Here is a 24,919-nt window from a genome sequence, read left to right as displayed (position 1 = left end):
TTTCAATGGTTTTATATAATCGGTTCATGCGAAAAATTGCGTGTTTTCGAAGTGATGTCATTGCGAGGCACTCCGTGTTGCCGAAGCAATCTCGCCTCTACGCCGGAACACCGAGATTGCTTCGCTTCGTTCGCAATGACGGCAGGGCATGGCTTTTCATTGGTCTCATTCTTTCCGGATTCTTTAAAGCCCACTCCGAGACGCTTTCCAGTGCCTTTTTCCCCTGGGGGAAGGCTTCGACGTGGGTTTACGACACGCTGAATAAGACAAAAAATGACCGTTTCGAGATGAAGGTCACGATGGAGGGCCCCTGGGATGACCGGGAAACCGGCGCCGCCGGCATGATCATGACCCAGCGGGATAAGCGCGGGCAGATGCGGGAATTTCTGCTTCGCAATGAAAAAGGAATTTTTATCCAGAAACTGGGGTTGAGCAAAGCGTTGACGCCCGAGGTCTATACCCGCTTCACTCCGCCGGTGCCGAGGGTTATCTTCCCGCTGGAACCCGGAACGCACGTTCACTGGGAAGGGCGTTTAAAAGTGCGCCTGCTCATGGACAAACCGATCATCTTCGACGGGGACGTCGTCGGCTGGGAGGATGTGGACGTGCCGGCGGGCCGGTTCCACTGCATCAAACTGCATTACCACGAGAAACGCGGGGATGAGATTATCGATGAAAACGCCTGGTATGCGGAAGGCGTTGGTCAGGTCAAATACGACGGCGGGCAGTACGTGAAGGAGTTGAAGTCGTACGAGATTAAGGGAATGTAGGGGCGGACCGCTGCCCGCGCTTCCGCAATTTCCCGTAGCGCGCAGGCACCGCAGTAGTAAGCGGTGTCCGCCCGAACAAATCATCCATATTTATACGCGACCCCAAACCCGCCGCGGGGCGGGACCCACTCGATGTTGTAGAACGGACACATCATCCGGGCCGCGCCGCACTCGACGCAATTCTCGTAAGCCATAATAATCTTTTTCTGAACGTCGTCCCACGTATAGACCCCCGCCGGGCAGGCCGTCACGCAGGGTTTTTTCGGGCAGTTCAGGCAGACCTTGGCGTCGGTGATCTTGATGTGCGTCTGGTGATCGCCCTTATACGTCAGCAATCCCAGTTTATCTTCCAGTGTCAGCGGTCTTTCGTCAGCCATAAATTCCTCTCCCGTTCGCAATTCCTCTTCGACGGGACCTGCGGCGATGAACTCATCCGCCGCGGGTCTTACCCTATACTAAATTCGCCAACGAGCTTGCGCAGAGCCCAGGCATCCTTGACCAGATTGACGACCCCCCGTTCGCGGCGGAAACGCTGCACGATCCTTCGCATGTGGTCCCGCTTGGGTGCGCCATCGACCAGGAAATAGTCATGAGCGGCTTTGTTCAGGAGACCCGGATAAAGGGTCATTAGTTCCCGGTTGTGGCGCACTTTGACTTCGACATCCTTGTGGTCGTACATGTCCTTGAGGACAAAGGAGTCATCCAGCTTTTTCCGGTAGAGCGACAACGTCTTCGCGTCATAATGACCGGTCTTCTTCGCCTCCACCACCGTCTCGCCGGCCAGCTGTCCGGCTTTCATCGCCATGTTGGAGCCTTCCCGGTGCGACGGGTTGATCATCTGCGCGGCGTCTCCGGCGATCAGCAGCCCGTCGGTGTAGAGAGGCGGCATGGACGGCCAGGCGCCTTCCGGAATGATATGCGCGGAGTATTCGACCGACTTGGATCCCTCGATCAGCGGACGGATCAACGGATGTCGTTTGAATTCTTCCAGCAAATCGTACGGTTTGGCGTTGGTCTTCTGGAAGTCATCCAGGGCGCATCCCAGGCCGAAGGCCAGTGACTCCTGATTGGTATAGAGAAACGCGTAGCCCATCATCCCTTTGGTGAAATCGCCGACCATTTCGATCGTGCTCCCCTGGTTCTTCTCCAGGCCAAAACGGTCTTCAATTTTCTCGCGCGGAAGCGCCAGGATCTCTTTGACGCCCAGCGCGATCTCATCCGGACGCCATTCGTGATGCAGTCCCGCTTTCTGGGCCAGGATGGAATTGGCGCCGTCGCAGGCGATGACGACGCTCGCCAGCAGCTCATCGCCATCCGTCGTCTTGACGCCAACGATGCGGCCGTCCTTCTTCACAAGATCGCTGACCGTGACGCCGGTCACGAGCGTTACGCCGGCTTCTTCGGCCTTCTTGGAAAACCATTTGTCGAACGCTACCCGGATGATTGTGTAGCAGTTCGCGGGTTCCGATTGGGCGTACTCCGGCGATTTATATCCCGCCTTGATGCCGGAGGTGTCCGTCAGAATCCAGATATTTTCTTCAACGATCGCGCGCTCCAGCGGGCAATCCTTCCAGAACTCGGGCATGACGTCCTGGAGCATCTTGGAATAAAGGACGGCTCCCTGAACATTTTTGGCTCCAGGATACTCGCCGCGCTCCAAGAGCGCGACATTGAGCCCGGCGCGGGCCATGGTGATCGCGGCGGAGACCCCGGCCGGACCGGCGCCTACAACAATGCTGTCAAATTTATCGTCAGACATGGTGATTTGTCCTCCCTGAAATTCAAAGGCAGTCTACAGAATCCGCAACTGGAACGTCAAGGAACCCGGGGGAGAGACTCCCAGAAAGCCGGGTCGCCGCTGCCGAGCCGCCACAAACCGACCTGGCCAATTCCCAGGCGGCGGAGGAGTTCTACTTTTTCACGAAGCCCCTGATCCGTTTCGATCCACACCCGGTGGTTTTTCCCGGCTTCCGAATATTGAAAATATCCCGAACCGCTGTCTTTGTCGAAAAGGATCTGGTTCCCGCTGCGGACAGCGATTCGGACCGCTTCAGAGTATTCGATCGGACGGCCCCTCTGACCGTCTTCCCAGTCAAACCCCCCGAGATGGAGAGCGATGCACAACTTTTCAGGAGGGACGATCCCCAAAGCGAACACCGCCAGTTCCCTCACCCACGAAAGGGAAGCGATGGACCCCGGAGGAGTGTCAGCGGAATGCTCAAAATACGCCATCACCCTCACGCGGTCAACCGATTCGGTTACCGCTTTCCAGTCTATCGTCCCTGCTCCGCCACGGCCGGACTCCGGCGTCCGGGCCAGGCGCGGCTGAAGGACAACGGACAGCCGCTTCTTTTGCGCATGGAGAGCGCTGGCCAGCTCTCGGATGAAGATCGAAAAAGCGTCCCGGTCCGCAAGGTCCAGACGCTCATAGTCGATTTCCACTCCGTCTGCGGCTCTGGCTAATTCCATTAATTGCTGGATATGCGCGGCCCGTGCCTGGGGAGTGCCGATCGCCTGATGCACGATCTCCGGATCCTTGAGTTTGGTCGCCGGTCCCGCCGCCCAATCATTGACAACGGTGATAAACATCTTCGGTGAATGGGACCGCACCATATCCCCGGCCGGGATTAATCGCCCGGAAGCATCGAAGTGATAGGCAAAAACCCCGACATCCTCCAGGCGGTCGGCATAGCGATCGAGAGCGTTTGCCCCGTTCACGGAATCCCAATAAACCATCCAGCTGCTGTAGTGAACCCGCTGGACAGGGCGCCTACCCATTGCACTCAAAACACCGGGGACCAAAATCCCCAAAAAAATGAAATATAATAATCGCGTGGATTTCATTGTAATATTGTGCCCAATTTGGGCACAATTATTGTAAAATAATAGAAGGTAGTTGTTTTAATAAGTCGTTCAAGCATAACGGAATATCTTTACAACGCCTAAACAGGGCGTTTTTCCCTTTTAATAGCGTTTATTCGTTTGTTTTCGCAGTTTTTTGAGTGTTGATTGAATTTTGGCCTTTCGACCCATTGTCTCGTAGTCAGAGCTGTGCGACAATATGTTTGCGGAAAGTTTCCAACCCCAGGTTCTAGCACTGTGGAAAAAATCAACGTAATATCCGCTTCTCGAAGTCATCTGCGTAAGCGCTAATACGATTCCAATGTAATGGGAGGGCGTTTGAAGATTGTGTCACAATCCGTCATCCCCGGCGGTCACTGGCCGGGGATCTATGAACAACGTACGACAATGATGGATTCCCCGCCAAAGACCGCGGGGAATGACGAAGTGTGTCGTTATGGCACGGTCTCCTGAGTGTAATAATGGTTTATTTATTTCTATTTATAGGTATTTTTGGACTTCTGGGATGTTCCGTGCTTTGGCCATTGCTGGCATTGCCGTTTTATCGATTTCAGCGCTGGAATGAAGGAAAGCCCACCCACGAATCCGGTGTCCCTGTATCGCTGCTGGAAATCGTAATTCCTGCGCATAACGAAGCCGGAAGGATTACGGACACCTTGACCAGCATCCACCGTTCCGTCCAGGCCCTTCAGGCCATTCCATCGGTCTTTTCAAAACCTAAAATAATTGTTCACGTGGCCGCGGATGGCTGCACCGATCAGACGGCGCAAGCCGCTCGCCAATTCCCGGGCGTTCTCGTCACGGAATCATTGGAAAACAAGAGCAAATGGGTCACGTTGCGTACCCGGATCGCGGAGAGCCGCGCGGATTGGCTTATTCTGGCTGACGCGGGGGTCCTCTGGCCGGAGAGTTTTCTTTCCGATGTTCTCCAGAAGATCCACCAGGGGGCTAATGTCATTGGGATCGCACCCTCTTATCGGCCCGCGAAAGCCCGGCTGCTCCATCGGATCCTCTGGCGTCTGGAAATGCTCCTCAAGCAGACCGAGGCGCTTTGCGGCGGCCCGATCAGCCTTCACGGAGCCACGGTGGGATATAAGGTGTTTCCGTTGAAAAAGGCGCTCTCGTCGCTCGGTGACACCCTTTGGCTGAATGATGATGTTGTGATTCCCATGGTTTTACGAGCGCTCTATCCGGACAGCGTGATCCTTTATCCCGTTGGGATGGTCCAGGACGCGGGCGCCCAGCAGAACCGGATGGATTGGGGCCGGCGAAAACGGCTGCTTCAGGGCAATTTGCAGTGGCTTCGAACCTTGTGGCCTTCGTGTTTCCGGATGAATCCGATTGTCGGCGTGATGGCGGGCCGGCGGTTTTTCCGGGTGCTCTGGGCGTACTGGTTTGGCTGTCTTATCGCCGGGCTGGCGGCCGCATTTAATTTTGTGATCCTCCCGGGAATTATCGTTTTTGGACTTCTGATGGCCACGTCCGGAAGTTTCAGGCAATTGAGCGGTGCCGCGCTGGTTTCGCTGATGGCTCCTTTTTTAATGATTCGTCCCTATAGTCTCTCAAGAGGTGATTGGAAATGACTCCCAGAATCGTCGCGGAAAGCCGAGCCAACCGGCAAATATACTTCCTGATCCTGATTTCCAGCTGGCTTCTCATCGGCATCCTCGACAGGAATCAACTCGGGAGGGATCTCTATCTGTCCTGGGGACTTCTGACCAGCTTGTTTTCGTTGATCTTCTTGTGTTTCATCGGATATTTTGAAGATTACACCCCTAAACCGGAGCTGATCGGGATGTTGATCCTGTTCTTGACGCTTTCTCTGTCTTCGCTTTGTTCCATCGCGTGTCTGATGCTGGTCGCCGGGGCGTCTTTATCCCCGTCCCCCGAGCTGTTCAAGGTCTCCGCCGGAGTGACGTTTGCGTTCATGCTGACCCAGTGGGCCATGTACAAGACCACGCATGTCACGAGGAAGTACCGGGCCCTGGCCACGTGCCTTCTGCCGGAAGAAGCAAACACGCTGCATGAACAGATCCATGAAGCGGGGTTGTCTAATTGGATCAAGATCCACCGCTGCGAATCCTCCGATAATTTTAAAACCGCTCTGCCCCTCGATGAAACGGTGGTGATTTCCCGAGGCGCCACACGCCACCTCGAGCAGCACCCGGAGATTCTGCTCGCCCATCTCCGCGGGCAGAAGATTGTGGATGTCCGTCAGGTGATGAAGGAAATCCACGGCCGGGTGGATCTCGAGAATACCGATGCCTGGACCTTTTTCCTCATGTCCCGTTATCAAAGTTTTCCCATCCGTCTCGTTTTTTATCTGAAATCTTTCGTAGAGCCCCTGATCGCTCTTTTACTCCTGATTCTTCTGTCCCCCCTCTGGGGATTGATCGCGCTGGGGGTTTATTTCACCAGCGGATATCCGATTCTTTACCGTCAGGAGCGTTTAGGCTATAAGGGAAAGCGCTTTTTCCTTTTAAAATTCCGTTCCATGCCGGTCACTTCCGAAAGCACCGGCCCCCAGTGGGCCAGCAAAGAAGACCCTCGCGTCACCCCCCTTGGGCGCTGGCTGCGAAAAACCCGTTTGGATGAAATCCCTCAACTCATCAACGTCCTGCGGGACGAACTCAGTCTCGTGGGTCCCCGGCCCGAACGGCCGGAGTTTTATCAGGTCCTGAACAAGCAGATCCCGCTCTTCCCCATGCGCCTTTCCGTGCGGCCCGGGATCACCGGATGGGCCCAGGTCAAACAGGGGTACGCCGGCTCGATCAAAGAATGCAAAACCAAACTGGAGTATGACCTCTATTACATCCAGAACATGTCGCCCCGCCTCGACTTTCGCGTAATGGTCAACACGCTCATCCTTATGCTGCGAGGTAATAGTGGCCGTTAAAACTTCCTCGCACTGGCCCATCACCCTCACCAACGGAACGACAGCGATGCTCATGCTGTTCCTTCCGTTGGGGCTTGTCCGCATCCTGTCGCCGGAGCAGCTCGGGAGATACCAGATCTTTTTCCTATACATAGGAATCAGCCCCAGCCTGTTTATGACCGGCGCGCTTAATAACGGGGTGTATCACTGGGCCGGGAAATACCCGGGAGCCAAACCGGAAGTCCGTCAAAGCTGGACACTGCTGGTCCTCCTCACGTTCTTGATCAGCATGATCGGGCTGACGATTTCCAAACCACTGGCGTTTCACCTGAATATCCCACCTTTGGATCTAAGGCTCTTCCTGCTGGCCGCTCCCTTCATCATCGCCTCAACGTTCCTTGAAGATTTGATGATCTCCAGAGGAAACATCTGGACAGGGTCTTTTTATTCCGCCGGTTTCAATCTTCTCAAAGTCGCCGGTTTTCTAGCCGCCGCCTGGTGGACGCGCAAAGCGGAAGCGCTCTTCTTGTTTTTTCTCGGTTTCGCGGTGCTGCGAACGGCAATTGGCTTGTACCTGCTTTCCCAATCGGATGAAACCCGGTTTCTGCTCTCCCGGGAAAGGATCCGGAATGTCCTTCGCTATTCTCTGCCTGTCTCCCTATCAAGTCTCGCCGGTCTCGGGCTTCAGAACGTGGACAAGATTATCCTGTCCATGCGCCTGAGCGTGGTCAGTTACGCGTCTTACGCGCTCGGATGTCTGAGCATCCCGCCGCTTGAAATTCTGGAGACCTCCGTCAATCGCGTGATGATCCCAGGGCTCTCCAAAGCGTTTGCTTCCAAGAAACCGGCCGAAGCCGCCGCGCTGTATTCCGAAGGCGTGGCCGAACTCTTCCGGATTTTGATGCCCGCCGCCGTCGGACTGATGATTTATTCCGAACCCATTGTCCGGATTCTGTTTACCACGCGCTACCTGGCGGCCGCCACATTTTTACGGTGGTATGCCCTGGCCTATCTCTTTATGTCGCTGCCTTATGATGCGGTCGCCCGCGCCCGGGGAGACGGCCACTGGATTCTGCGCACGTCGATTCTCTTCGCGCTTTTTTGCGCGCCGGCCACCTGGTTCGCGGCAGGCCATTGGGGCGCTCTTGGCGCGCTGGGAGCCATGCTGACATCCGTGGGCGGGATGCGGCTTTACTCGCTTTCTTATAGCCAGCGGCACCTGGGTCTCCCTCTTTCCAAGTTCCTTCCGCTTCGGGAAATGATGTTTGAACTCGCGCTGGCGGGTGTGGCGGCGCTTATTTCCATCTTGCTGTACCCGTTATTTTCCGACTCGCGAACGTGGTTCCTGGTGACCGGTCCGCTGTTTACGATTATCTACTTCGGCGGTGTGTTCAACGACCAGTTGCGGCGGTTTTCCTCGGCCCCCGGGCCCATTCATGTCCTGGAACTGTCTCAAACGCTCTGCCTCGGCGGTTTGGAGAAAACGGTTTATACGCTCTCGCGCCGGCTGAACCGGGATGAACGCTTCAATGTCACGGTGGCCACCTACGATCATCCCGACGACTTGCCGTCGCTCATCCCCCAGTTTGAGAAAGACGGTATTCGCCTGGTTCAATGGCAAAAAGGCAAAGGGATTTCATTGGGCAGCGTGTTTCGTCTGCTTAAAATTATCTTTTCCGAGAAAACCCGGGTCTTGCACGTTCACGATCTTGGCCCGCTGATCTACGGCAGCCTGGCCAAGTTGTTTTCGCTGGGCCGCGTCCGTCTCTTTTTAACGGTCCATACTCTGCTGGATATCCAACAGAACTTTCGGTATCGTTTGTATTACAAATTTTTTCTCCTTTTCCCTGACCAGATCATCGCGGTTTCTCCCGGCGTCAAAAACGGGCTGCTGGCCATCGGGGTTCCCCACGAACGCATCGAGGTGATTCCGAACGGAGCCATCTTCACCCGTTCACTGGCTGGCACCTCCGGGACCGAAGAAAAAAAGACCCGGCGAAGGCAGATTCTTCCCGGACTCCCCGAGGATCTCTATGCCTGCCGATGGATCCTCTGCCTGGCCCGGCTCCACCCGGGCAAAGGACAGGACGTGGTACTTGACGTTTGGCGCGCACTGCCGGAGAATGTCCGCACCGGCCTCAGTTTGTTTCTGGTCGGACAGGAAACCAAGGCCGGTTACATGAACTCTCTTCAGGAGAAAATCAAAAACCTACCTGATTCGCGCCGCGTTATTTTAGTTGGCCCTTCCGAACAACCGTTAGATTGGATACAATTATCCGATCTCTTCATTTCCGGGTCCCGTTTGGAAGGGATGCCGCTGGCGCCGATGGAAGCCGCGGGAAGCGGTTTACCGACGTTGCTCAGCGAGATTGAAGGCCACCATTATCTGAAACCCTGGGCGCATTACTTTGATCCCGAGAAACCCAACGAAGGGGCAAAAAAGATTGTGGAAATTCTGGAAACCTTGAAAAACAACGGAGAAACACAATTCTTTGAAAACCAATGGAACGCCTCCTCCTCGTTGCGCGAGCAGTGGGGATCGCCGGCCATGACCAAGTCATACGCGGAATTATTTCAGACTGGAGTTGTCCGATGACCTCTAAAAGAACTCTGCCTTGCCCCATTTCATTATCCTACCGCTGCCTGTGTCTACTGATGGCCGGCCTGATGACCGGCCTGACCGGCTGCGGCACATCCCGCTCCGCTTATGGGCGGCAGGGCAACGCCGGCCTCAAACCAACGGGGCAAATAGACACAGTCCAAATCGTTGAAAAATGGGGCGCCCGGGATCGCAATCCGAATCCGTCTGATCCCGAAATTGTTCCGGGCGTATTATTGGGATTAACGTGTCTGACCGACGGTAAATTAAACGGCGATTTTCGCGTTGATTTTAACGGATCGTTGTCATTGCCCTATGACGTCACCCTCAACGCGTCCGGATTGACTCTCTCAGCCCTCAAAACAAAACTGAACAGCGAGTACCGGCCTTACTTTAAATCACCGACAGGGATTGATGCCCGGGTGAAAGAACGGCACAGGTATGTCGATGTCCGGGGACTGGTTGAAAAACCGGGCCGCTATATCGTGGAACCAAACGCTTCGCTGGATGAGATCATCGGGCTGGCCGGCGGATTCATCAAGGAAACGCCTCCGCAGTCAGTCCGGATCCATAAGGACCGGAAAGTTTTTATTCTGGGTCTGAACCAGTACTACAGCCAGGCGGAAGGGCATTCCCCGATTCTGGGATGGCTCGGAGGAGAAGAGCTCTTTTTCCAGAAGGAAATTGCCGTGCTCACCGGCGAGCAGGCGGCGTCTTCTCAACTCAAACAACCCGTTTATATCCTGGGAGAAGTTCGGAAGCCCGGGGATTACATGGTGAATCCAGGCTCTGATTTCGTCGACACAATGGTTCAGGCCGGCGGATTTACGGAGCGCGCGGATCTTTCCAATATCGAGCTGATTCGAAAAACCCCGGACGGGAGACACTCCATTGATTTCGCCTGGAACGATCTACTGCACTCCCCGGCTCCCCATCAGGGGGACGTCGTGATCGTGCATGCCGACACCACCAGTCGAGGTGAACGCCGGACAACGTTATTCGCCACACTGATATCAGCGGCGGCATCCATCGTTACGTCCGCTATTCTTGTTCTGTCTTACAACAGAGGACGGATCTAAACCTTTAACTCTATGCCGATAACTTCCCGATTGAAAGAGTTTGCGCGATACACCGAGCTGAAGCATCTGGCGTATAACCTCGCCGCGCTCCAGCAGCAAACGATGTTTCGTTCGCTGGCTGTCCTCAGTTTTTTCAGCGGGGAAGGGAAAACGTTATTCTGCGCTACGGCCGCCCGGGCTTATGCGGAAGCCTGCGGCACCCGGGTACTGGCGGTCGACACCACGACGGCTCAAAACAGCGGCTCTCTGCTCCTCCGGGAATGCTTCGACGCGTCAGACTCCGCGGTGGACGTCACCTCCCTGGAGGAGTTCCGGAAAAGCTCCAATGAACTTCCCTCCTCTGCGGCCAAGAAGCTGACCACCGAAGAGAGTTTGGTCCATGAACCCGAAATCGTTGCCGGGATCCGCATCAGCACAAAATTTAAAAGGGGACCCGATCATTCCCTGATCCAGAAATTGACGGAAGACACTGCGAAAGCCTACGGCCTGGTCCTTCTGGATACCGCCGCTCTGAATACCCGGAACAAAAACAATATCGATCCATTGACCGTCGCGCGCCAGGCGGACGCGTCGATCCTGATTGTCAGCCGGAAACTACTCAATGCCGCGGACCTGAATGCCTGTTTAAAAATCGCGCAGGATCCAGCCATTCGACTGGTGGGTCTTATATCGAATGAGGAGTTCGCCTGATGCTCACTCTTTCGGAAACCACACTTACGCTCCAGGACATCCCGAGGCTGTTCTTAAAATACAGGCGGTCTCTGATGATCAGCCCGCTGATCGGCTCGATCGTTTTTCTGTCTTTGTCTTTTGTTCTTCCTAGCAGATATAAAGTTCACTTCGTTCTGACGATTGACGCGAAATTCTTCCAGAACCCGCTGATCGGAGACTTCTTCCCGTCCATTGGCGGCGTCAGTGAAATGAAAGCTCAGGGCGATTCCCTTCTGCGCCAGGCTCTCACGCCTGAATTTCTGGACTCTCTGGGAGATAAATACGGACTTTATTTACTCAAGAACCCTCATGCCTCACCGTCTCTGGTTCAACGCTGGCGCACCCGCCTGAAAACACTCCTTGTTCGATACAGGCTGTATCAGCTTCCTAACGAAAATTATGCACTCCTTGCGGAACGTCAGACGTTGCTATCCCATATCGACATCTTCAGCCTCTCCGGCACCACCTATCAAGTGGATTTTATTGATTCCAATCCCGACATCACGTTCCGTGTTGTGCAGGATATCCACGCGCAAATGATTCAAGTTCTGCTGGAGATGCGCAAGCGCAACCTGGTCAATTTCCATGATGCGATCCAACGACAGCTGGCTTCCCTGACGAATACGTTTCAGCCTTCCTCCTCCCCGGCTCCCACTCCGGTGGCCAGTTCCCCGCAGCTCATCCGGGAACAACTGGGGCAGATCCGCGGGCAGATCGCGGCACTCAGCACGCAATATACGGATGAACACCCGGTAATGCAGGAGTTGCGCAACAAAGAAACTCTATTGGCCAACCGTCTGGACGATAGCCTTCGGAACGGCCGGGGTGAATCGACGGCTGGATTAGGGAAACCAGTGATCCAAGGGGATGCGAACCGTGAAGTGTTCAGTGATTTGAACAAGAAGTTGAATTATTTGAACATCGCCATCGACTCTGACCAGGAACGCCAGGGAGATTACTTTTCCACCCCGGAGGTCCCGCTTTATCCGACGGCGCCTCTTTTCCCCAAAAAACCTCTTTTTGCTTTCGGGGGATTCGCTTTCGGCCTGTTTCTGGCGCTCTTCAGCGTAGCCATTCGTGAATATTTCGACCGCAGCGCCCTGCGCACGGAAACACTGGCGCATCATCTCAAGATTCCGCTCGTTGGAAACTTACCCGCCTTCCCGCAGAAACTGGCTGGACATCCGACTTTGATTGGAGCTCCCTCAAAAAACCAGGCGGGCCATCCCTGAGGCGTTGCCGTGGATCTTCCCATTCGCTATCTCCATCTTGAAACCGTCATTCTCCTCATCTTTCTCGCCATGATGACCTGGACGCAGCTTCAGCGGGCATCCGAGTCAGGATATTACACGCAGTTCGGAAAAATTCAGGCGGCTTGGTTTATCGCGCTTTTTTGTGTGTTGGTTTTGTTTTTCGCTGCCGCCCTTGCCAAAGTGTCCCCTCTGCTCGCGGTGGAGTTGGCGGCTGGATTTACTTTATCGCTTCTGCACCCCGCCAATGCCCTATGCTTCTTTGTACATCTCCTTTTCTTGCGACCTTGGGAAATCGTCAGATTCAACCTACCGCCTATGGCCGGCCTTGGGATTCTCTGCATGGTCTCATGGATCATCCATCCCAGTTTGCATGGAAAACCCAATGTCCGAACCTTTCGCATCTTAATGCTCTTATTCGCATTCAGCGCATGGCTGTTTTTGACGACTTTCCAGAGTTCCAATATTTCGGAAACCCAAGCGGATTGGTTTGGCACTTATTTCAAATCGCTTATTGTTTTCGTGATGTCCGTGTATTTCATCGAAAGCGAGAGGAGCGTTACTCAGTTCAAGTGGACCCTGGTGATGAGTGTTCTTGCGCTCATGGTTATACGGTCCTATCAGGTTTATATCAAAGACCCTGCTGCTCTCGTCCGCCTCGAAACGGGCGGCATGTTTGGCAATTCGAACGACCTCGCGGCGATTATTGTCATGACTCTCCCGTTTGCGCTGGTCCGGTTTTTCCAGAAGACGGCCAATCTTTTGCAACAGCTAGCGGGGTTGTTGTACGGATGGTTGTCAGTTCTTGTGATTTGGTACTCGCAATCCCGCGGAGCCATGCTTGCTCTGGTCGTACAAATCCTCACTGTATGCTATCTGAAGACTAACGGGAAAAAACGACTCGGCATGCTGCTTTTGGCCGGTCTCCTCTGCGCGGGTTATATTACCGCGATCAAAGCCCTCCCGAGAAATTCAGCAGACATGCAGGAATCTGCGGAAGGCCGGATCGGCTTCTGGCAAGTGGCGATCAAATTGACTCTTCGCCACCCGATCTCTGGCGTGGGGTATGGACAATTTTCAGAAAATGTATGGCAGCATATGACCGCGCATTCAAGCTGGTTTCTTGCATTCGCCGAGTCCGGCATCCCAGGAGGCATTCTCTTTGTCAGCTATTTTGTCATGATTAGCAAAATCGCCTGGCGCAACCGAGGACCATGGCCGGACCATTTTTATGCCATCGCGGGATACGGCGTGACGATGACTTTTCTGTCCCACACCTATTTGATGTATTTATACCTTTTAGCGGGATTGATCATGGCCTCGGACTCCCTGAGGGATCGGCCTGACAATGAATACTAAACCAACCAATATTCGGATTAATTGGGTCGCCCCGAGGTATCCACTCGGTGTTCCAGATAGCGTCCCACATACCCGAGGAGAACGAAATGTTAAATGCAAACAACGGCATCGTCCGATCTACATTTGCGCCGCAGCTTCCTGACCGAATTCCCTCTCTCGACGGTTTGCGAGCGGTTTCCATCTTGCTGGTGGTAGCCGGCCATTCGATTGATGGTGGACGCTACCCGAGGCTGTTGGACTTAGTGAGTCACGCGGGTAACCTTGGGGTACGCATGTTTTTTCTCATCTCGGGCTTTCTCATCACCACGCTTCTGTTGAAGGAATTCGATGCAACTAAACAGATCTCGTTGAGGAACTTCTACCTCCGGCGATCCCTGCGCATCTTTCCTGCGTTCTATGTTTATGCAGCAGCTATATTTATTCTGGAGAGAATAGGTGTTGTGATGCTTAAACCAGGGGATATGCTCCATGGCCTAACATACACAATGAATTACCACCTCAACCGGGCGTGGTCTCTGAATCATATTTGGTCATTGTCGGTTGAGGAACAATTCTACCTGCTGTGGCCGATGACGCTTCTCTTGGTTGAGCCAAGACGAGCGCTGCGGATCGCGGCGACAACCGTGTTGATGGTCCCGCTCATCCGCATTCTCATGTATTACGGGTTTTCAGCGAGTCCCACAGCGATGACGCGGCATTTCCAGGCCGTGGCTGATGCACTGGCGTCGGGATGTCTGCTGGCATTTTTCTATAACTATTTGGGAGCAATAAAACGATATACAAGAGTCACGTCTATGCCTGCATTTATTGTTGTTCCCTTGTTTCTGATGCTACTCGCTGGAATGACTTATAAAATCAGCCCGAGTTTGTTTTGGATTCTGGGGCAAACCATGGCCAATGCAGGCATTTTTCTGCTGCTAGATCGTTGCGTGCGGTTCCCTTCGGATTGGGTGGGCCGTATTCTGAACTGGTATCCGTTGCGCTTGATTGGCCTGTGGAGTTATTCGATTTACTTGTGGCAGGAACTGTTCCTCAATCCGATGGAGACTACTCGAATCTCCTATCGGTTCCCAATCAACATCATTTGCGTGTTTACGGTATCCATTGCTTCTTACTATCTCATTGAGCAGCAGTTCCTCAAGTTTAAGTCACGTGTGAAAGTGTTTCACGCGTGACGAGTATTTGGCCAATGAGACTAGTCGTATCGTCAGAGTCCCTTCTCAGCAAGAAATCTTTAAAGGATCTTCCAGCATGATCCAAAATTTGTCATTTGTCGTCTTTGGGGACGAGTGGGGGCTTCATGCCTCGAGCACGCAGCATCTGGCCAGCCGGCTGGCAGATACTCAGCCGCTGCTCTACGTGAACGCCGTGGGCATGCGGTGCCCCCGTTTGAATCTTCGTGATATGAAGCGCGTCATGGGCAAACTTCAGCAATGGCTGCTGCCGGATTCAAAAAAAACTCCTGTGCCTAGCAAGCTGCACGTCTACTCTCCAATCAGAATCCCTTTTAACTCGGTGGCGGCGGTCAGGGAGTGGAATAGCTTTGCGCTTGCCCGCGGCACTCGCCAGCAACTGCGGGCACGCGGGATGGAATCGCCTGTGTTATTTGTTTCCTCGCCGGTCGGGGCGGAAGTGGCCAACAAGCTGGGCGAACAACTTTTAATCTACTACATCACGGACGATTACCCGGCGCTGCCGGGTGTTGATCGCGCCTATGTGGAATCTCTTGAAAACAAGATGTTGTCTGAAGCGGACCTGATCTTCGCGACGTCGGAGGAACTACAGCGCAAAAAACAGGGGGCCAAAGCCCCCACGCTGCTGCTACCGCATGGCGTTAATTTTGAGCACTTCCATTCGACGGCGGACCCTCTCGGGCCTATCCCCGAGGAAATGAAGAATCTGCCGCGTCCGATTCTTGGTTTTTACGGTTTGCTAGCTCCCTGGGTTAACGCGGATCTGCTGATCCAGGTCGCTCAGGCGTTTCCGCGAGCTTCCGTGGTGCTGATCGGTCCGGAGTGGAGTGATTACAAGGCCCCCAAGGGGGCACCCAACCTGCACTGGCTGGGGCCGCGTTCCTATACAGATTTACCGCGCTATGCCGCTCATTTCGACGTGGGCCTGATCACGTTTAAACAGGATCGTCTGACGGCGTCTGTGAATCCGTTGAAGTTGCTCGAATATCTGGCCCTTGGCCTGCCCGTGGTCTCGACTCCTCTTCCGAGTCTGGAGCGCTTTACCGATTTTGTATACACCGCCGACAATCCATCCGATTTTATTCGTCAGGTACAGCGCGCGCTGGATGACACCGGGCCCCAGCGCCGCCAACAGAGGTTCGCTTTGGCCGCCGCCGAAAGCTGGGAGGCCCGCGTCGCTTATGTTTTTCAGGAAATTGAGGCCGCTCTTTCCCGGCGAAAGACGTCATGAGGACTTAATCGACTTTTATGCTATTCAACAGTTGGATCTTCTGGGTATTTTTTGCGGTTGTCCTGCCGATTTATTGGCTTCTGCCTTATAAAAAGCAGAACCTCTTCCTGATCGGGGCCAGCTATCTATTCTACGGATGGTGGGATTGGCGCTTCTTAATTCTGATCGCCTTCTCAACGGTCATGGATTATTACCTCGGGAAGCTGGTGGCCCATACACCTCAGGGACCGAAACGCCGCTATTATGTTTCCATCTCGGTGATCGTGAATCTGGCGCTGTTGGGCGTGTTCAAGTACTACAACTTTTTTTCGGCGGAACTGGCCCATGGCCTGACCACGCTCGGTATTAAGGCATCGCTCCCGATTCTTCATGTGATTCTGCCGGTTGGAATTTCCTTCTATACGTTTCAAAGCATGAGTTACGTTCTGGATATCTCCCGAGGCAAGACCCAGCCAGCAACCAATTTTCTGAACTTTTGTCTGTACGTCTGCTTCTTCCCGCATCTGGTGGCAGGGCCCATTATGCGCTCTGGAACGAAGGGACACGATCCTCTTGGACGGGGTTTGCTGAAGCAGATTGAGACCCCTCGTTTCTACCGGGATCGGGATTTCCAGCTGGGTCTGTACTACATCGTTCTCGGTCTCTTTAAGAAAATCGTCATCGGGGACAACATGGCTTCCCTGGTCAACACCATTTTCCAGAGTAACCCATCTCAGCTCTCCGGCCTGGAGGTTCTGGCCGGGGTGTATGCTTTCGCCTGGCAGATTTACGCCGACTTTTCAGGCTATAGCTCCATCGCCCAGGGCGCCGCCAAGTGGATGGGAATCGACCTCATGGACAATTTCAAGATGCCGTACCTCGCCGTCTCGCCCAGCGACTTCTGGGCCCGGTGGCATATCAGCCTCTCCACTTGGCTGAGAGACTATGTTTACATTTCCATGGGCGGGAACCGGCAGGGAAAATGGATGACCCAGCGCAACCTTCTGCTGACCATGATTATCGGCGGCATCTGGCATGGCGCGAACTGGACGTTCATCGCCTGGGGAGTGTTTCACGGCCTCCTGCTGTGCGGATACCGGCTAACGCCGGGGGAAACGAGAAAAGGCGCGGCGCCGGAGCTTTCGTTGTTCGGAAGGTTCTGGCGGGTATTTCTCATGTTCAATTTCGTTTGCCTGGGCTGGCTCTTATTCAGAGCGGAGTCGATGTCGCAGGCCCTGAGTTTTATCCGGCTGATCGTCACCCATCCGCAGCCCACACCGGTAGCCATTTCGATGTTCGGGCAGATCGCCTTTTATGCTGGTCCGTTGCTGTTGTATGAGATTTGGGTCGAGCGCAGGAAAGACCTGCTCGCGCTGGCATCCTCTCCCTGGTGGCCGCGGGCGTTGGTGTACGCGTATTGCGCCGTCATGCTGTTATTCTTTCCATCACCGGTAGCCCATGCGTTCATTTATTTTCAATTTTAAGCGGGAAACCCCCGTTCTGATCTTCGTCGCCTGCATCTTCCTTGCATGCGAAGTTGGACTGCGCCTGTACGGAACAACCCTGTCCGCCGATCTGCGGCATATCCGGGAGATTCCGCAAATCGTCGCCGTTCACAGCCACGCGGATCGTCCTACGCTTCTTTTTCTCGGCAACTCGCTGACGCGCAGAGGGGTAATCCCGGAAGAACTCATGAAAGACCTGTCGGCTCGGGGTTTTTCAAATGTCGACATCGCGAAGATCCATCCGGATGACACCAACATGGCCGACTGGCATTACATCTATAAACGCTATGTGCATTCAGCCGGCGCTGATCCGGCGCTTCTCTTGATCGGATTCGCTGAGGAGCAGTTATGTGATTCCCAGCGGATCCACGTGGATCTTCTGGGAGGCTATTTTGCGGGATTCGACGCCGTTTCGGAAGCTTTTCACTATGACGTTTGGGACTTCAGCAACCGCGTCGATTATCTCCTGGACGCCGTCTCAAGCGCTTACGCGAATCGGGACCGCGTTCGCACGCAGCTGCTGGGCGCAGTCATTCCTTATTACAAATCATCCGCCCAAGAGATGAACAAAGCCATTAAAAAACACGTAAGTGTCTCGGAAATTGGCTCATACGGGCGATACAAACGGCTCACGCGTTTTCTTGAATTCATGAAGAAGAGTCCGACGAAAGTGGTCTTCATCGCCATTCCCGTACCCGCTCATTATCCAATTGATCCCACGCTGGAGTCCGTTATCAAGGAAAATGGATCGACCCTGATCGACCTACGCAGACCCGAAGGTCTGACTGAAAACGATTATATGGACAATTATCACCTCTCGCAGCAGGGCGGGACGGTCTTTACTCGCGAGCTCTCCCGGAGACTGCTCGATTCTGCCGAACTCCGAAGATCGCTGCGGTAGATATATTTCTTTAGCGCAATATTGATTCACAATAGATAATTATTTATAGTTAAATATATGCCTATAATTAAACATAATAGAACTATTAATAGACTTGAATATTAAATTGTTCTTTACAAACGTTAACAAATGAGTTATATACCATGAGGCCAATAAATAATACTATGACCCTCAAAAAAATATTAATCTTCGCGCTCAGCCTGTCATTGTTGGATTTGCCTGGATTGGCAAACGCAGCCATCTCAGCTATCTGGGCCAACAACGGTGAAGACAAAGTCACCCAAGATGACCTCCGAGCCACTCAGGGGAAAACAGTCACAAACTCTGCCTGGAACGGAACCACCATCTCCCTCTTTGGCGCCCGAAACGAAGTGGTGGCTTTCAATGTCATTTTAGAGGCCGGCTCCAGCGCGGCATCCAACGTAACGGTATCCTTTAACAGTTTGAGTGGCCCCTCTGGAACCACTATCACCTCTTCCGCCGCAACCGGCGATGGGGTCTTCAATTGGGTGGGGCGCAATATCGAACTTTTTTATGTGCGGTATCTGCGGATTAATGGGCTAAGTATCGTGTCCTATCAGACCTACGATGAGAGGCATATTCCGCAGCGCATGAGGCGTCCCTGGAGTGGTAATGGTAGCGGCAGCGGCTCCTGGACCGACCGGCCTGACCATAACAAATATTATCCGGACATCGCTGTTCCGTTAGAATTGGCGCCGAGCTTCTCCATCGCGAGCGGATCCAACCAAAGCATTTGGGCAGATATCTACATTCCCAAATCGTCTCCTGCCGGCACGTATTCTGGAAATTTTGTGGTTAAGGAAGGCGGTGTCACGGTTGGGACGATCCCGGTACAGCTCACGGTTTATAACTTTACGCTCCCCGATACCCCCTCCTCCAAGACCATGCTGTTCTACTCCGCCGGCAACATCGATACCCGTTACGGGGCGAGCGGCTCTCAATCTGTCCTCCTGCGGGATCGACATTATCTTTTGGCTCATCGTCATAAGATTTCCTTGTTCGGGGATGACAACTGCAGCGATCAGCCCTGTGCCGAGTCAATTCCCCGGCTGGACGGAAGTCTCTTTACCGCAACCAATGGCTACAACGGTCCCGGCGTGAACACCGGCAGCAACATCTATTCGATCGGGACCTACGGGTCCTGGGGCTGGCAGAGCGGTACGGAAACCGACATGCGCAACCACACCAACGCCTGGGCCACCTGGTTCAATCAGAATTCTCCAACTACAGACTACTTTCTTTACCTAATCGATGAGTCGGACAACTACTCTCAAATCCAGACTTGGGCGCAATGGATATTGAATAATCCCGGAGTCGGTCGCCAGGTGCGTTCCTTTGCAACCATGGATCTCACGTCGGCGGCCAGCCAGACCCCTTCCCTGGATATCCCCACCTCCACCGGGAATATAGGCATCACATCTCAATGGCAGCCCTTGGTGGACCAATATACGAACGATGCCCGCAAACGTTTTTATCTCTATAACGGATACCGGCCCTACATCGGATCCACCGCGACGGAAGATGACGGAGTGGCCTTGCGTGCACGGGCGTGGGGCCAGTATAAGAAAAACATCAACAGATGGTTTAACTGGGAATCAACCTACTACAACAATTACCAAGGAGGCACGGGCGAAACGGATGTTTTCCAAACAGCCCAGGCCTTCGGAGGGACTCCTTCCTCCGATTCCGTGCTTGGTCAGACGGGGTGGAATTACGGCAATGGGGAAGGGGTCCTTTTTTATCCCGGGACCGACAAGGTATACACCTCATCGTCCTACGGGGTAAATGGTCCATTCGCCAGCCTGCGCCTGAAATACTGGCGCCGCGGCATTCAGGATGTGGACTACCTGACGATGGCGGCGGCCGTTAATCCGCAAGCCACCCAGACCATCGTCAACCAGATCGTACCCAAAGTCCTATGGGAATACGGCGTAGACAATCCGAGCGATCCGACCTACGTTCTCACCGACATCAGCTGGTCCACCAATCCCGATGCCTGGGAAGCGGCGCGGCTGCAGCTCGCCAACATTATCTCCGGTGCACCCCCGGCTTCGCCGCCCGTCATCACGAGCACTACGACCGCGACAGGGTCGGTGGGGACAGCGTTCAGCTACCAGATTACCGCCACCAATAGCCCGACGAGCTACAGCGCCACCGGACTTCCTTCCGGGCTTTCTATTAACACGTCTTTAGGAACAATTTCCGGAATCCCCGCGGCCGCGGGGATTTCCACGGTAACCCTCCGCGCCACCAACAGCGCCGGGACAGGAACCGCCACGCTGACCTTAACAGTGGGAAGCGCCGGCACTACCACGATTGTCTTACAGAAGAGCGCCACCCCGTCCACCGCGAGGCCCGGCGATACCATCACTTTCTTCATCCAGTACCAAAACACCGGTTCCGGCAATGCGACCAACTCCACCATCACGGACGTGGTTCCAACCGGCACGACATTGATCAGCGGCACCATCACCGGAGGCGGCACGATTTCCGGCGGTACGATTACTTGGAATCTGGGGACCGTGGCCGGAGGATCTTCCGGCACCGTCAGTTTTCAGGCCAGGGTCAATTAGTGCATGTTTTTGATTTGCCATTCCCTGCGGTCTCTGGCAGGGAATCCATGGATCCCCGACAGAAGCATTCGGGGATGACGACGTAAAATGAGGTGACTGCTATGAATCGAATTATTGCGATGTTCCTTTGTCTCGCTTTACCGGGACTCACCTGGGCGAATGTGTCCAACATCGCTTCAGTAGCCTACAGGGACGCCAGCGGAAACTCCTATAACACCACCAGCAACACGGCGACCGTCATTACCCCTCCGGTCATCACAAGCGCCATCACCGCCACAGGAGACGCCGGAACAGCGTTCAGCTATCAAGTGGTGGGCACGAATATCCCCACGAGCTACGGCGCCACCGGGCTTCCGGCGGGGCTTTCCATCAACACCAACTCGGGATTGATCTCGGGAACACCCACAGCCGCGGGAACGTTTACCGTGACACTTGGCGCGACCAACAGCGCCGGGACAGGTTCAGCCACGCTCACGTTAACGATCCGCACGGGCGCGACGATTGTGCTGCAGAAAAGCGTCTCGCCGACCACGGCGACTTCCGGCGGTACGGTCACCTTTACCATCCAGTACCAGAACACCGGTGCCGGCAATGCCACGGCTGTGGTCATAACCGATGCGGTCCCGGCTGGAACCACACTGGTTTCCGGTTCGATCACTGGAGGTGGTACACTCTCCAGTAATACCATCACCTGGAATCTGGGAACGATCGCCGGCAGCGCGACCGGCACGGTGAGTTTCCAGGTCAGAGTGAATTAGCCGGAGGTGTCCCATTCGAAGCGGCATTAGGAAAATCATCGCGGGGGTTGTTTTACTGACAACCCCCCTGCGGGCCGGGGCGGATATCCTCAACACCGCGGCGGTCAGCTACCGGGATTCTTCCGGAACATACTCGGGGGCGAGCAACACCGTCGCCGTGGTCGTGGGTGCCGGCACATTGCCGGCACCGATCCTGAAACTTCCCAACATCCTTCCGGTGAATGCACACGTTTCAGCCAGCGGGCCGCCCGGACATGTCGTCACCGCTTACAACTGGTCTATTACCCAGCAAACAAGCCCGGCCGGCGGCCCGGCGGCACCGACCGGAGTCCTGGCACGGGCAGCTAGCGCCAGCTTTTCAACAGCCAGCGGCATGGCGGATCTGGGGCCGCATGACCTGACTCCGGGCCGTTACCTGATTTCCGTGACAGCCACCGACAGCAGCAACGCGGTCTCTCCTTCCGCCCAAGCCGATGTCACGCTGGTTCCCGCGGAACTCTCGGCGGTACGCCTCTATCCAAATCCCTGGCGGGCCGACTGGAACTCCGGGGCTCCCATTACCTTTATCAATTTGGCTCTCAGCAGCACCGTTAAAATCTTCACAGTTTCCGGGCATCTCGTAAAAACCCTCCCCATAGCCGACACCACCGCCACCTGGGACTTAACCACGGATTCAGGGGACAGAGCCGGTTCAGGCATTTATCTCTATCTTGTTACAACACCTGATGGGCAAAAGACACGGGGACAGTTTGCCATTGTTCGATAGGAAGTTCCTCTCTGCCGTTCAAACACTGATATCATAATCACGCTGGAAATCCGGAAAGAAACTCATGCTGATACGCATTCAAATCGCTCTCATTGTGCTGTTATTGATCTCTGTCCCGGCTCACGCTTCTCCAGGAACAGAAGGGGCTGCATTTCTGGATATTCCTGTTGGAGCCGGACCAGCAGCCATGGGCGCAGCTTATTGTGCGCTGGCGGATAATGCCTATGCCCCCACATTGAATCCGGGTGGGTTGGGTTTCCTAGATTCCACCCAAATGGCGGGTCAGTACCTTTCCTATCTGGAATCCATCCATTACGAATACGCCAGCTTCGTCATTCCTCTGCCGCGACGCGCCCTCTGCCGCGATCGCCTGGACTGCGCCGGTTCCGGTCTGGGAGGTTCCATCCAATACCTCGGAAGCGGCGATATGACCGGGTACACGCTGGATAACACCTATAATCCCGTCGCCACCGGCAATTTCACCAGTTACTACTCCGCTTTCAATTTGTCTTACGGGCAATTGATCACCCGTGAACTTTCATTTGGAATGACGGCCAAAACAATTCGAGCCAAAATTGACGACGTATCAGCCAGCGCTTATGCCATCGATATGGGCAGCATGCTCCGCTTCTCCAATAAACTAACACTGGCCGCGGTTTTGACCAATGTCGGCAGCAAACTGACCTTTCTGGACGAAGGAGACGCTCTACCGCTGGCGTTCCGTCTGGGAGCCGCCTATCCGATGAATCCGCGGTGGGGATTCAGCGCGGAAGGGGTTTATCCGAAAACCGGTTTGGCGAATCTCCGTGTCGGCGCGCAATGGCAAGCATATCCGGCCATGCTGTTCCGGGCTGGCTATCGAACCGATACAGTCAAACAACTCGGTGTTATCGCTGGTTTTACGCTCGGCACCGGGTTCCTGTTCCGCGGCCATGAATTCTCTTACGCCTGGGTGCCGCTCGGAGATCTGGGAAATACCCATTACTTCTCCCTTGTACTGCGCTTCGGGGGTATTGAACGCACCAAGCAAAACCTGATCGATGCCCGCTCGATCAAAAACAAGCCCATGACCCATGATCAAATGGATGAAAATGATCCGGAGTATCAACAACTGATGCAACTCTTCTCCGACGACAACACCGAGGCAAAACCTAAACCGCCGCAGAAACAACGCAAACCAAAACAAAGATAATTCACAGCTGATTTAGGTAGGATATAACTTCCATGAAACGACTTTTGGCGTTGTCGACCCATCTCATTCTTACGCTTTCCTTGTGTTTGTCAGCCCAGCCGGTCCAAGCGGCCTCGGCCATTACCGCTGTCTGGGCGAATAACGGCGAAGATAAGGTCACACAGGACGAGCTCCGGGCGACCCATGGAACCAACGTCAAAAATTCGGTCTGGGATGGAAACTCCATCTCCATTTTCGGCGCCCGAAACGAAGTGGTGGCTTTCAATGTCATTTTAGAGGCCGGCTCCAGTGCGGCATCTAACGTAACGGTTTCCTTCAACAGTTTGAGCGGCCCCTCCGGGGCTACGATCACTTCCTCCGCCACAACCGGCGATGGGGTCTTCAATTGGGTGGGGCGCAACATCGAACTCTTCTATGTGCGGTATCTGAAGATTAATGGGCTAAGTATCGTGTCCTATCAGACCTACGATGAGAGGCATATTCCGCAGCGGATGAGGCGTCCCTGGAGTGGCAGTGGCAGCGGCAGCGGCTCCTGGACCAGCCGGCCCGACCATAACAAATATTATCCGGACATCGCTGTGCCGCTCGAACTGGTTAATTATTTCAACATTACCGGGGGAGCCAACCAAAGCATCTGGGGAGACATCTATATTCCCAAGACAGCTCCGGCAGGTCATTATCTGGGCACCTTGACTGTGAGGGAAAATGGATTGATTGTTGCGAGCATCCCTGTTCAGCTACAGGTCTATAACTTCACCCTCCCAGACACCCCTTCTTCCAAAACCATGCTGTTCTATTCCACCGGCAATATCGACACCCGCTACTCCGCCTCAGGTCCCCAATCCATCCTGCTGCGGAACCGCCACTACCAGCTGGCCCATCGCCATAAGATATCGCTGATCGGAGATGACAACTGCAGTGATCAGCCCTGCAGTGAATCAGTCCCTCGACTGGATGGGAGTCTCTTTACCTCAGCCAACGACTATAACGGTCCCGGCGTTGGCGTCGGGAATAACGTGTATTCCATTGGAACGTACGGTCAATGGAGCTGGAATACAGGCACGGAAACCGACATGCGCAATCACACCAACACCTGGGCCACGTGGTTCAGCGCGAACGTCCCCAGCGCTGATTATTTTCTTTACCTGATCGATGAATCCTCCAACTATGCCCAAATCGAAACCTGGGCGCAATGGATATTGAATAATCCCGGAGTCGGTCGCCAGGTGCGTTCCTTTGCAACCATGGATCTCACGTCGGCGGCCAGCCAGACCCCTTCCCTGGATATCCCCACC

General features: G+C 54.3%; 20 protein-coding genes. 17 read left to right on the top strand and 3 right to left on the bottom strand.

All coding sequences use genetic code 11. From position 1 onward, the window contains the following. Positions 1-26 precede the first annotated feature (26 nt). Positions 27-770, top strand: a complete 744-nt coding sequence (locus WC859_09565; protein MFA5976392.1) for a hypothetical protein — start codon at positions 27-29, stop codon at positions 768-770. An 80-nt stretch (positions 771-850) separates the two neighbouring features. Here WC859_09565 and WC859_09560 read toward each other — a convergent pair whose 3' ends face one another. The 3 genes from WC859_09560 to WC859_09550 all read right to left on the bottom strand — a co-directional run bounded on the left by WC859_09560 (position 851) and on the right by WC859_09550 (position 3,548). Next, entirely contained in the window at positions 851-1,129 is a 279-nt protein-coding gene (locus tag WC859_09560; protein MFA5976391.1) for a 4Fe-4S dicluster domain-containing protein, read from the bottom strand. 86 nt (positions 1,130-1,215) lie between these two features. Beyond that, positions 1,216-2,529, bottom strand: coding sequence for an FAD-dependent oxidoreductase (locus WC859_09555; protein MFA5976390.1), 1,314 nt, complete (start codon positions 2,527-2,529; stop codon positions 1,216-1,218). Positions 2,530-2,585: 56 nt separating this feature from the next. Further along, positions 2,586-3,548: a glycosyl hydrolase family 18 protein gene (locus WC859_09550; GenBank protein ID MFA5976389.1), complete on the bottom strand. Its 963-nt coding sequence runs from the start codon at positions 3,546-3,548 to the stop codon at positions 2,586-2,588. Between the two features lie 545 nt (positions 3,549-4,093). Between WC859_09550 and WC859_09545 the strand changes: the two genes are divergently transcribed. From WC859_09545 to WC859_09470, 16 genes are all read left to right on the top strand, one after another. Further along, the gene (locus WC859_09545; GenBank protein ID MFA5976388.1) at positions 4,094-5,215 is read left to right on the top strand and encodes a glycosyltransferase; all 1,122 of its coding nucleotides are present in this window, start codon (positions 4,094-4,096) and stop codon (positions 5,213-5,215) included. Then, a complete protein-coding gene (locus WC859_09540; GenBank protein ID MFA5976387.1) occupies positions 5,212-6,528 on the top strand; it encodes a sugar transferase in 1,317 nt (438 codons plus the stop codon). Before WC859_09545 ends, WC859_09540 begins: the two co-directional genes overlap by 4 nt. Beyond that, on the top strand, positions 6,518-9,103 hold the full coding sequence (locus WC859_09535; GenBank protein MFA5976386.1) for a glycosyltransferase: 2,586 nt from the start codon (positions 6,518-6,520) through the stop codon (positions 9,101-9,103). The genes WC859_09540 and WC859_09535 overlap by 11 nt, the downstream gene beginning before the upstream one ends. Further along, positions 9,100-10,185 (top strand): SLBB domain-containing protein, encoded by a 1,086-nt coding sequence (locus WC859_09530; protein ID MFA5976385.1) that lies wholly within the window; start codon positions 9,100-9,102, stop codon positions 10,183-10,185. The genes WC859_09535 and WC859_09530 overlap by 4 nt, the downstream gene beginning before the upstream one ends. Positions 10,186-10,215: 30 nt before the next feature. Then, a complete protein-coding gene (locus WC859_09525) occupies positions 10,216-10,875 on the top strand; it encodes a hypothetical protein (GenBank protein ID MFA5976384.1) in 660 nt (219 codons plus the stop codon). Beyond that, positions 10,875-12,128 (top strand): hypothetical protein, encoded by a 1,254-nt coding sequence (locus tag WC859_09520; GenBank protein ID MFA5976383.1) that lies wholly within the window; start codon positions 10,875-10,877, stop codon positions 12,126-12,128. The genes WC859_09525 and WC859_09520 overlap by 1 nt, the downstream gene beginning before the upstream one ends. 9 nt (positions 12,129-12,137) lie before the next feature. Continuing rightward, positions 12,138-13,505, top strand: a complete 1,368-nt coding sequence (locus tag WC859_09515; GenBank protein ID MFA5976382.1) for an O-antigen ligase family protein — start codon at positions 12,138-12,140, stop codon at positions 13,503-13,505. Between the two features lie 86 nt (positions 13,506-13,591). After that, positions 13,592-14,680 (top strand): acyltransferase, encoded by a 1,089-nt coding sequence (locus WC859_09510; protein ID MFA5976381.1) that lies wholly within the window; start codon positions 13,592-13,594, stop codon positions 14,678-14,680. A 76-nt stretch (positions 14,681-14,756) separates the two neighbouring features. Next, complete coding sequence (locus WC859_09505; protein MFA5976380.1) at positions 14,757-15,929, top strand: glycosyltransferase; 1,173 nt, start codon at positions 14,757-14,759, stop codon at positions 15,927-15,929. Between the two features lie 17 nt (positions 15,930-15,946). Next, entirely contained in the window at positions 15,947-17,392 is a 1,446-nt protein-coding gene (locus WC859_09500) for an MBOAT family O-acyltransferase (protein MFA5976379.1), read from the top strand. Continuing rightward, positions 17,367-18,314 carry a hypothetical protein gene (locus tag WC859_09495; GenBank protein MFA5976378.1) on the top strand — a complete coding sequence of 316 codons (948 nt, stop codon included), beginning with the start codon at positions 17,367-17,369 and terminating at the stop codon, positions 18,312-18,314. The genes WC859_09500 and WC859_09495 overlap by 26 nt, the downstream gene beginning before the upstream one ends. A 164-nt stretch (positions 18,315-18,478) precedes the next feature. Next, on the top strand, positions 18,479-20,908 hold the full coding sequence (locus tag WC859_09490; protein MFA5976377.1) for a putative Ig domain-containing protein: 2,430 nt from the start codon (positions 18,479-18,481) through the stop codon (positions 20,906-20,908). A 101-nt stretch (positions 20,909-21,009) separates the two neighbouring features. Next, positions 21,010-21,666 carry a putative Ig domain-containing protein gene (locus WC859_09485; GenBank protein ID MFA5976376.1) on the top strand — a complete coding sequence of 219 codons (657 nt, stop codon included), beginning with the start codon at positions 21,010-21,012 and terminating at the stop codon, positions 21,664-21,666. Between the two features lie 178 nt (positions 21,667-21,844). After that, positions 21,845-22,432, top strand: a complete 588-nt coding sequence (locus WC859_09480; protein ID MFA5976375.1) for a T9SS type A sorting domain-containing protein — start codon at positions 21,845-21,847, stop codon at positions 22,430-22,432. A 64-nt stretch (positions 22,433-22,496) separates the two neighbouring features. Beyond that, positions 22,497-23,624 carry a PorV/PorQ family protein gene (locus WC859_09475; GenBank protein ID MFA5976374.1) on the top strand — a complete coding sequence of 376 codons (1,128 nt, stop codon included), beginning with the start codon at positions 22,497-22,499 and terminating at the stop codon, positions 23,622-23,624. A gap of 32 nt (positions 23,625-23,656) precedes the next feature. Beyond that, positions 23,657-24,919: hypothetical protein (locus WC859_09470; protein MFA5976373.1), on the top strand; the 1,263-nt coding region annotated here is incomplete at its 3' end.

The sequence above is a fragment of the Elusimicrobiota bacterium genome (assembly GCA_041660185.1).
Lineage (GTDB): Bacteria > Elusimicrobiota > Elusimicrobia > 2-01-FULL-59-12 > 2-01-FULL-59-12 > JBAZWU01.
Note: the sequence above shows the minus strand (reverse complement) of the source record. Positions and strands in the feature narration are given on the sequence as shown.

Coding starts and splice junctions, on each gene's coding strand:
- WC859_09505 (MFA5976380.1), top strand. CDS start 14,757: ATGATCCAAAATTTGTCATTTGTCGTCTTTGGGGACGAGTGGGGGCTT.
- WC859_09555 (MFA5976390.1), bottom strand. CDS start 2,529: ATGTCTGACGATAAATTTGACAGCATTGTTGTAGGCGCCGGTCCGGCC.
- WC859_09490 (MFA5976377.1), top strand. CDS start 18,479: ATGACCCTCAAAAAAATATTAATCTTCGCGCTCAGCCTGTCATTGTTG.
- WC859_09510 (MFA5976381.1), top strand. CDS start 13,592: ATGTTAAATGCAAACAACGGCATCGTCCGATCTACATTTGCGCCGCAG.
- WC859_09500 (MFA5976379.1), top strand. CDS start 15,947: ATGCTATTCAACAGTTGGATCTTCTGGGTATTTTTTGCGGTTGTCCTG.
- WC859_09565 (MFA5976392.1), top strand. CDS start 27: ATGCGAAAAATTGCGTGTTTTCGAAGTGATGTCATTGCGAGGCACTCC.
- WC859_09550 (MFA5976389.1), bottom strand. CDS start 3,548: ATGGGTAGGCGCCCTGTCCAGCGGGTTCACTACAGCAGCTGGATGGTT.
- WC859_09540 (MFA5976387.1), top strand. CDS start 5,212: ATGACTCCCAGAATCGTCGCGGAAAGCCGAGCCAACCGGCAAATATAC.
- WC859_09545 (MFA5976388.1), top strand. CDS start 4,094: ATGGTTTATTTATTTCTATTTATAGGTATTTTTGGACTTCTGGGATGT.
- WC859_09495 (MFA5976378.1), top strand. CDS start 17,367: ATGCGTTCATTTATTTTCAATTTTAAGCGGGAAACCCCCGTTCTGATC.
- WC859_09485 (MFA5976376.1), top strand. CDS start 21,010: ATGAATCGAATTATTGCGATGTTCCTTTGTCTCGCTTTACCGGGACTC.
- WC859_09520 (MFA5976383.1), top strand. CDS start 10,875: ATGCTCACTCTTTCGGAAACCACACTTACGCTCCAGGACATCCCGAGG.
- WC859_09475 (MFA5976374.1), top strand. CDS start 22,497: ATGCTGATACGCATTCAAATCGCTCTCATTGTGCTGTTATTGATCTCT.
- WC859_09530 (MFA5976385.1), top strand. CDS start 9,100: ATGACCTCTAAAAGAACTCTGCCTTGCCCCATTTCATTATCCTACCGC.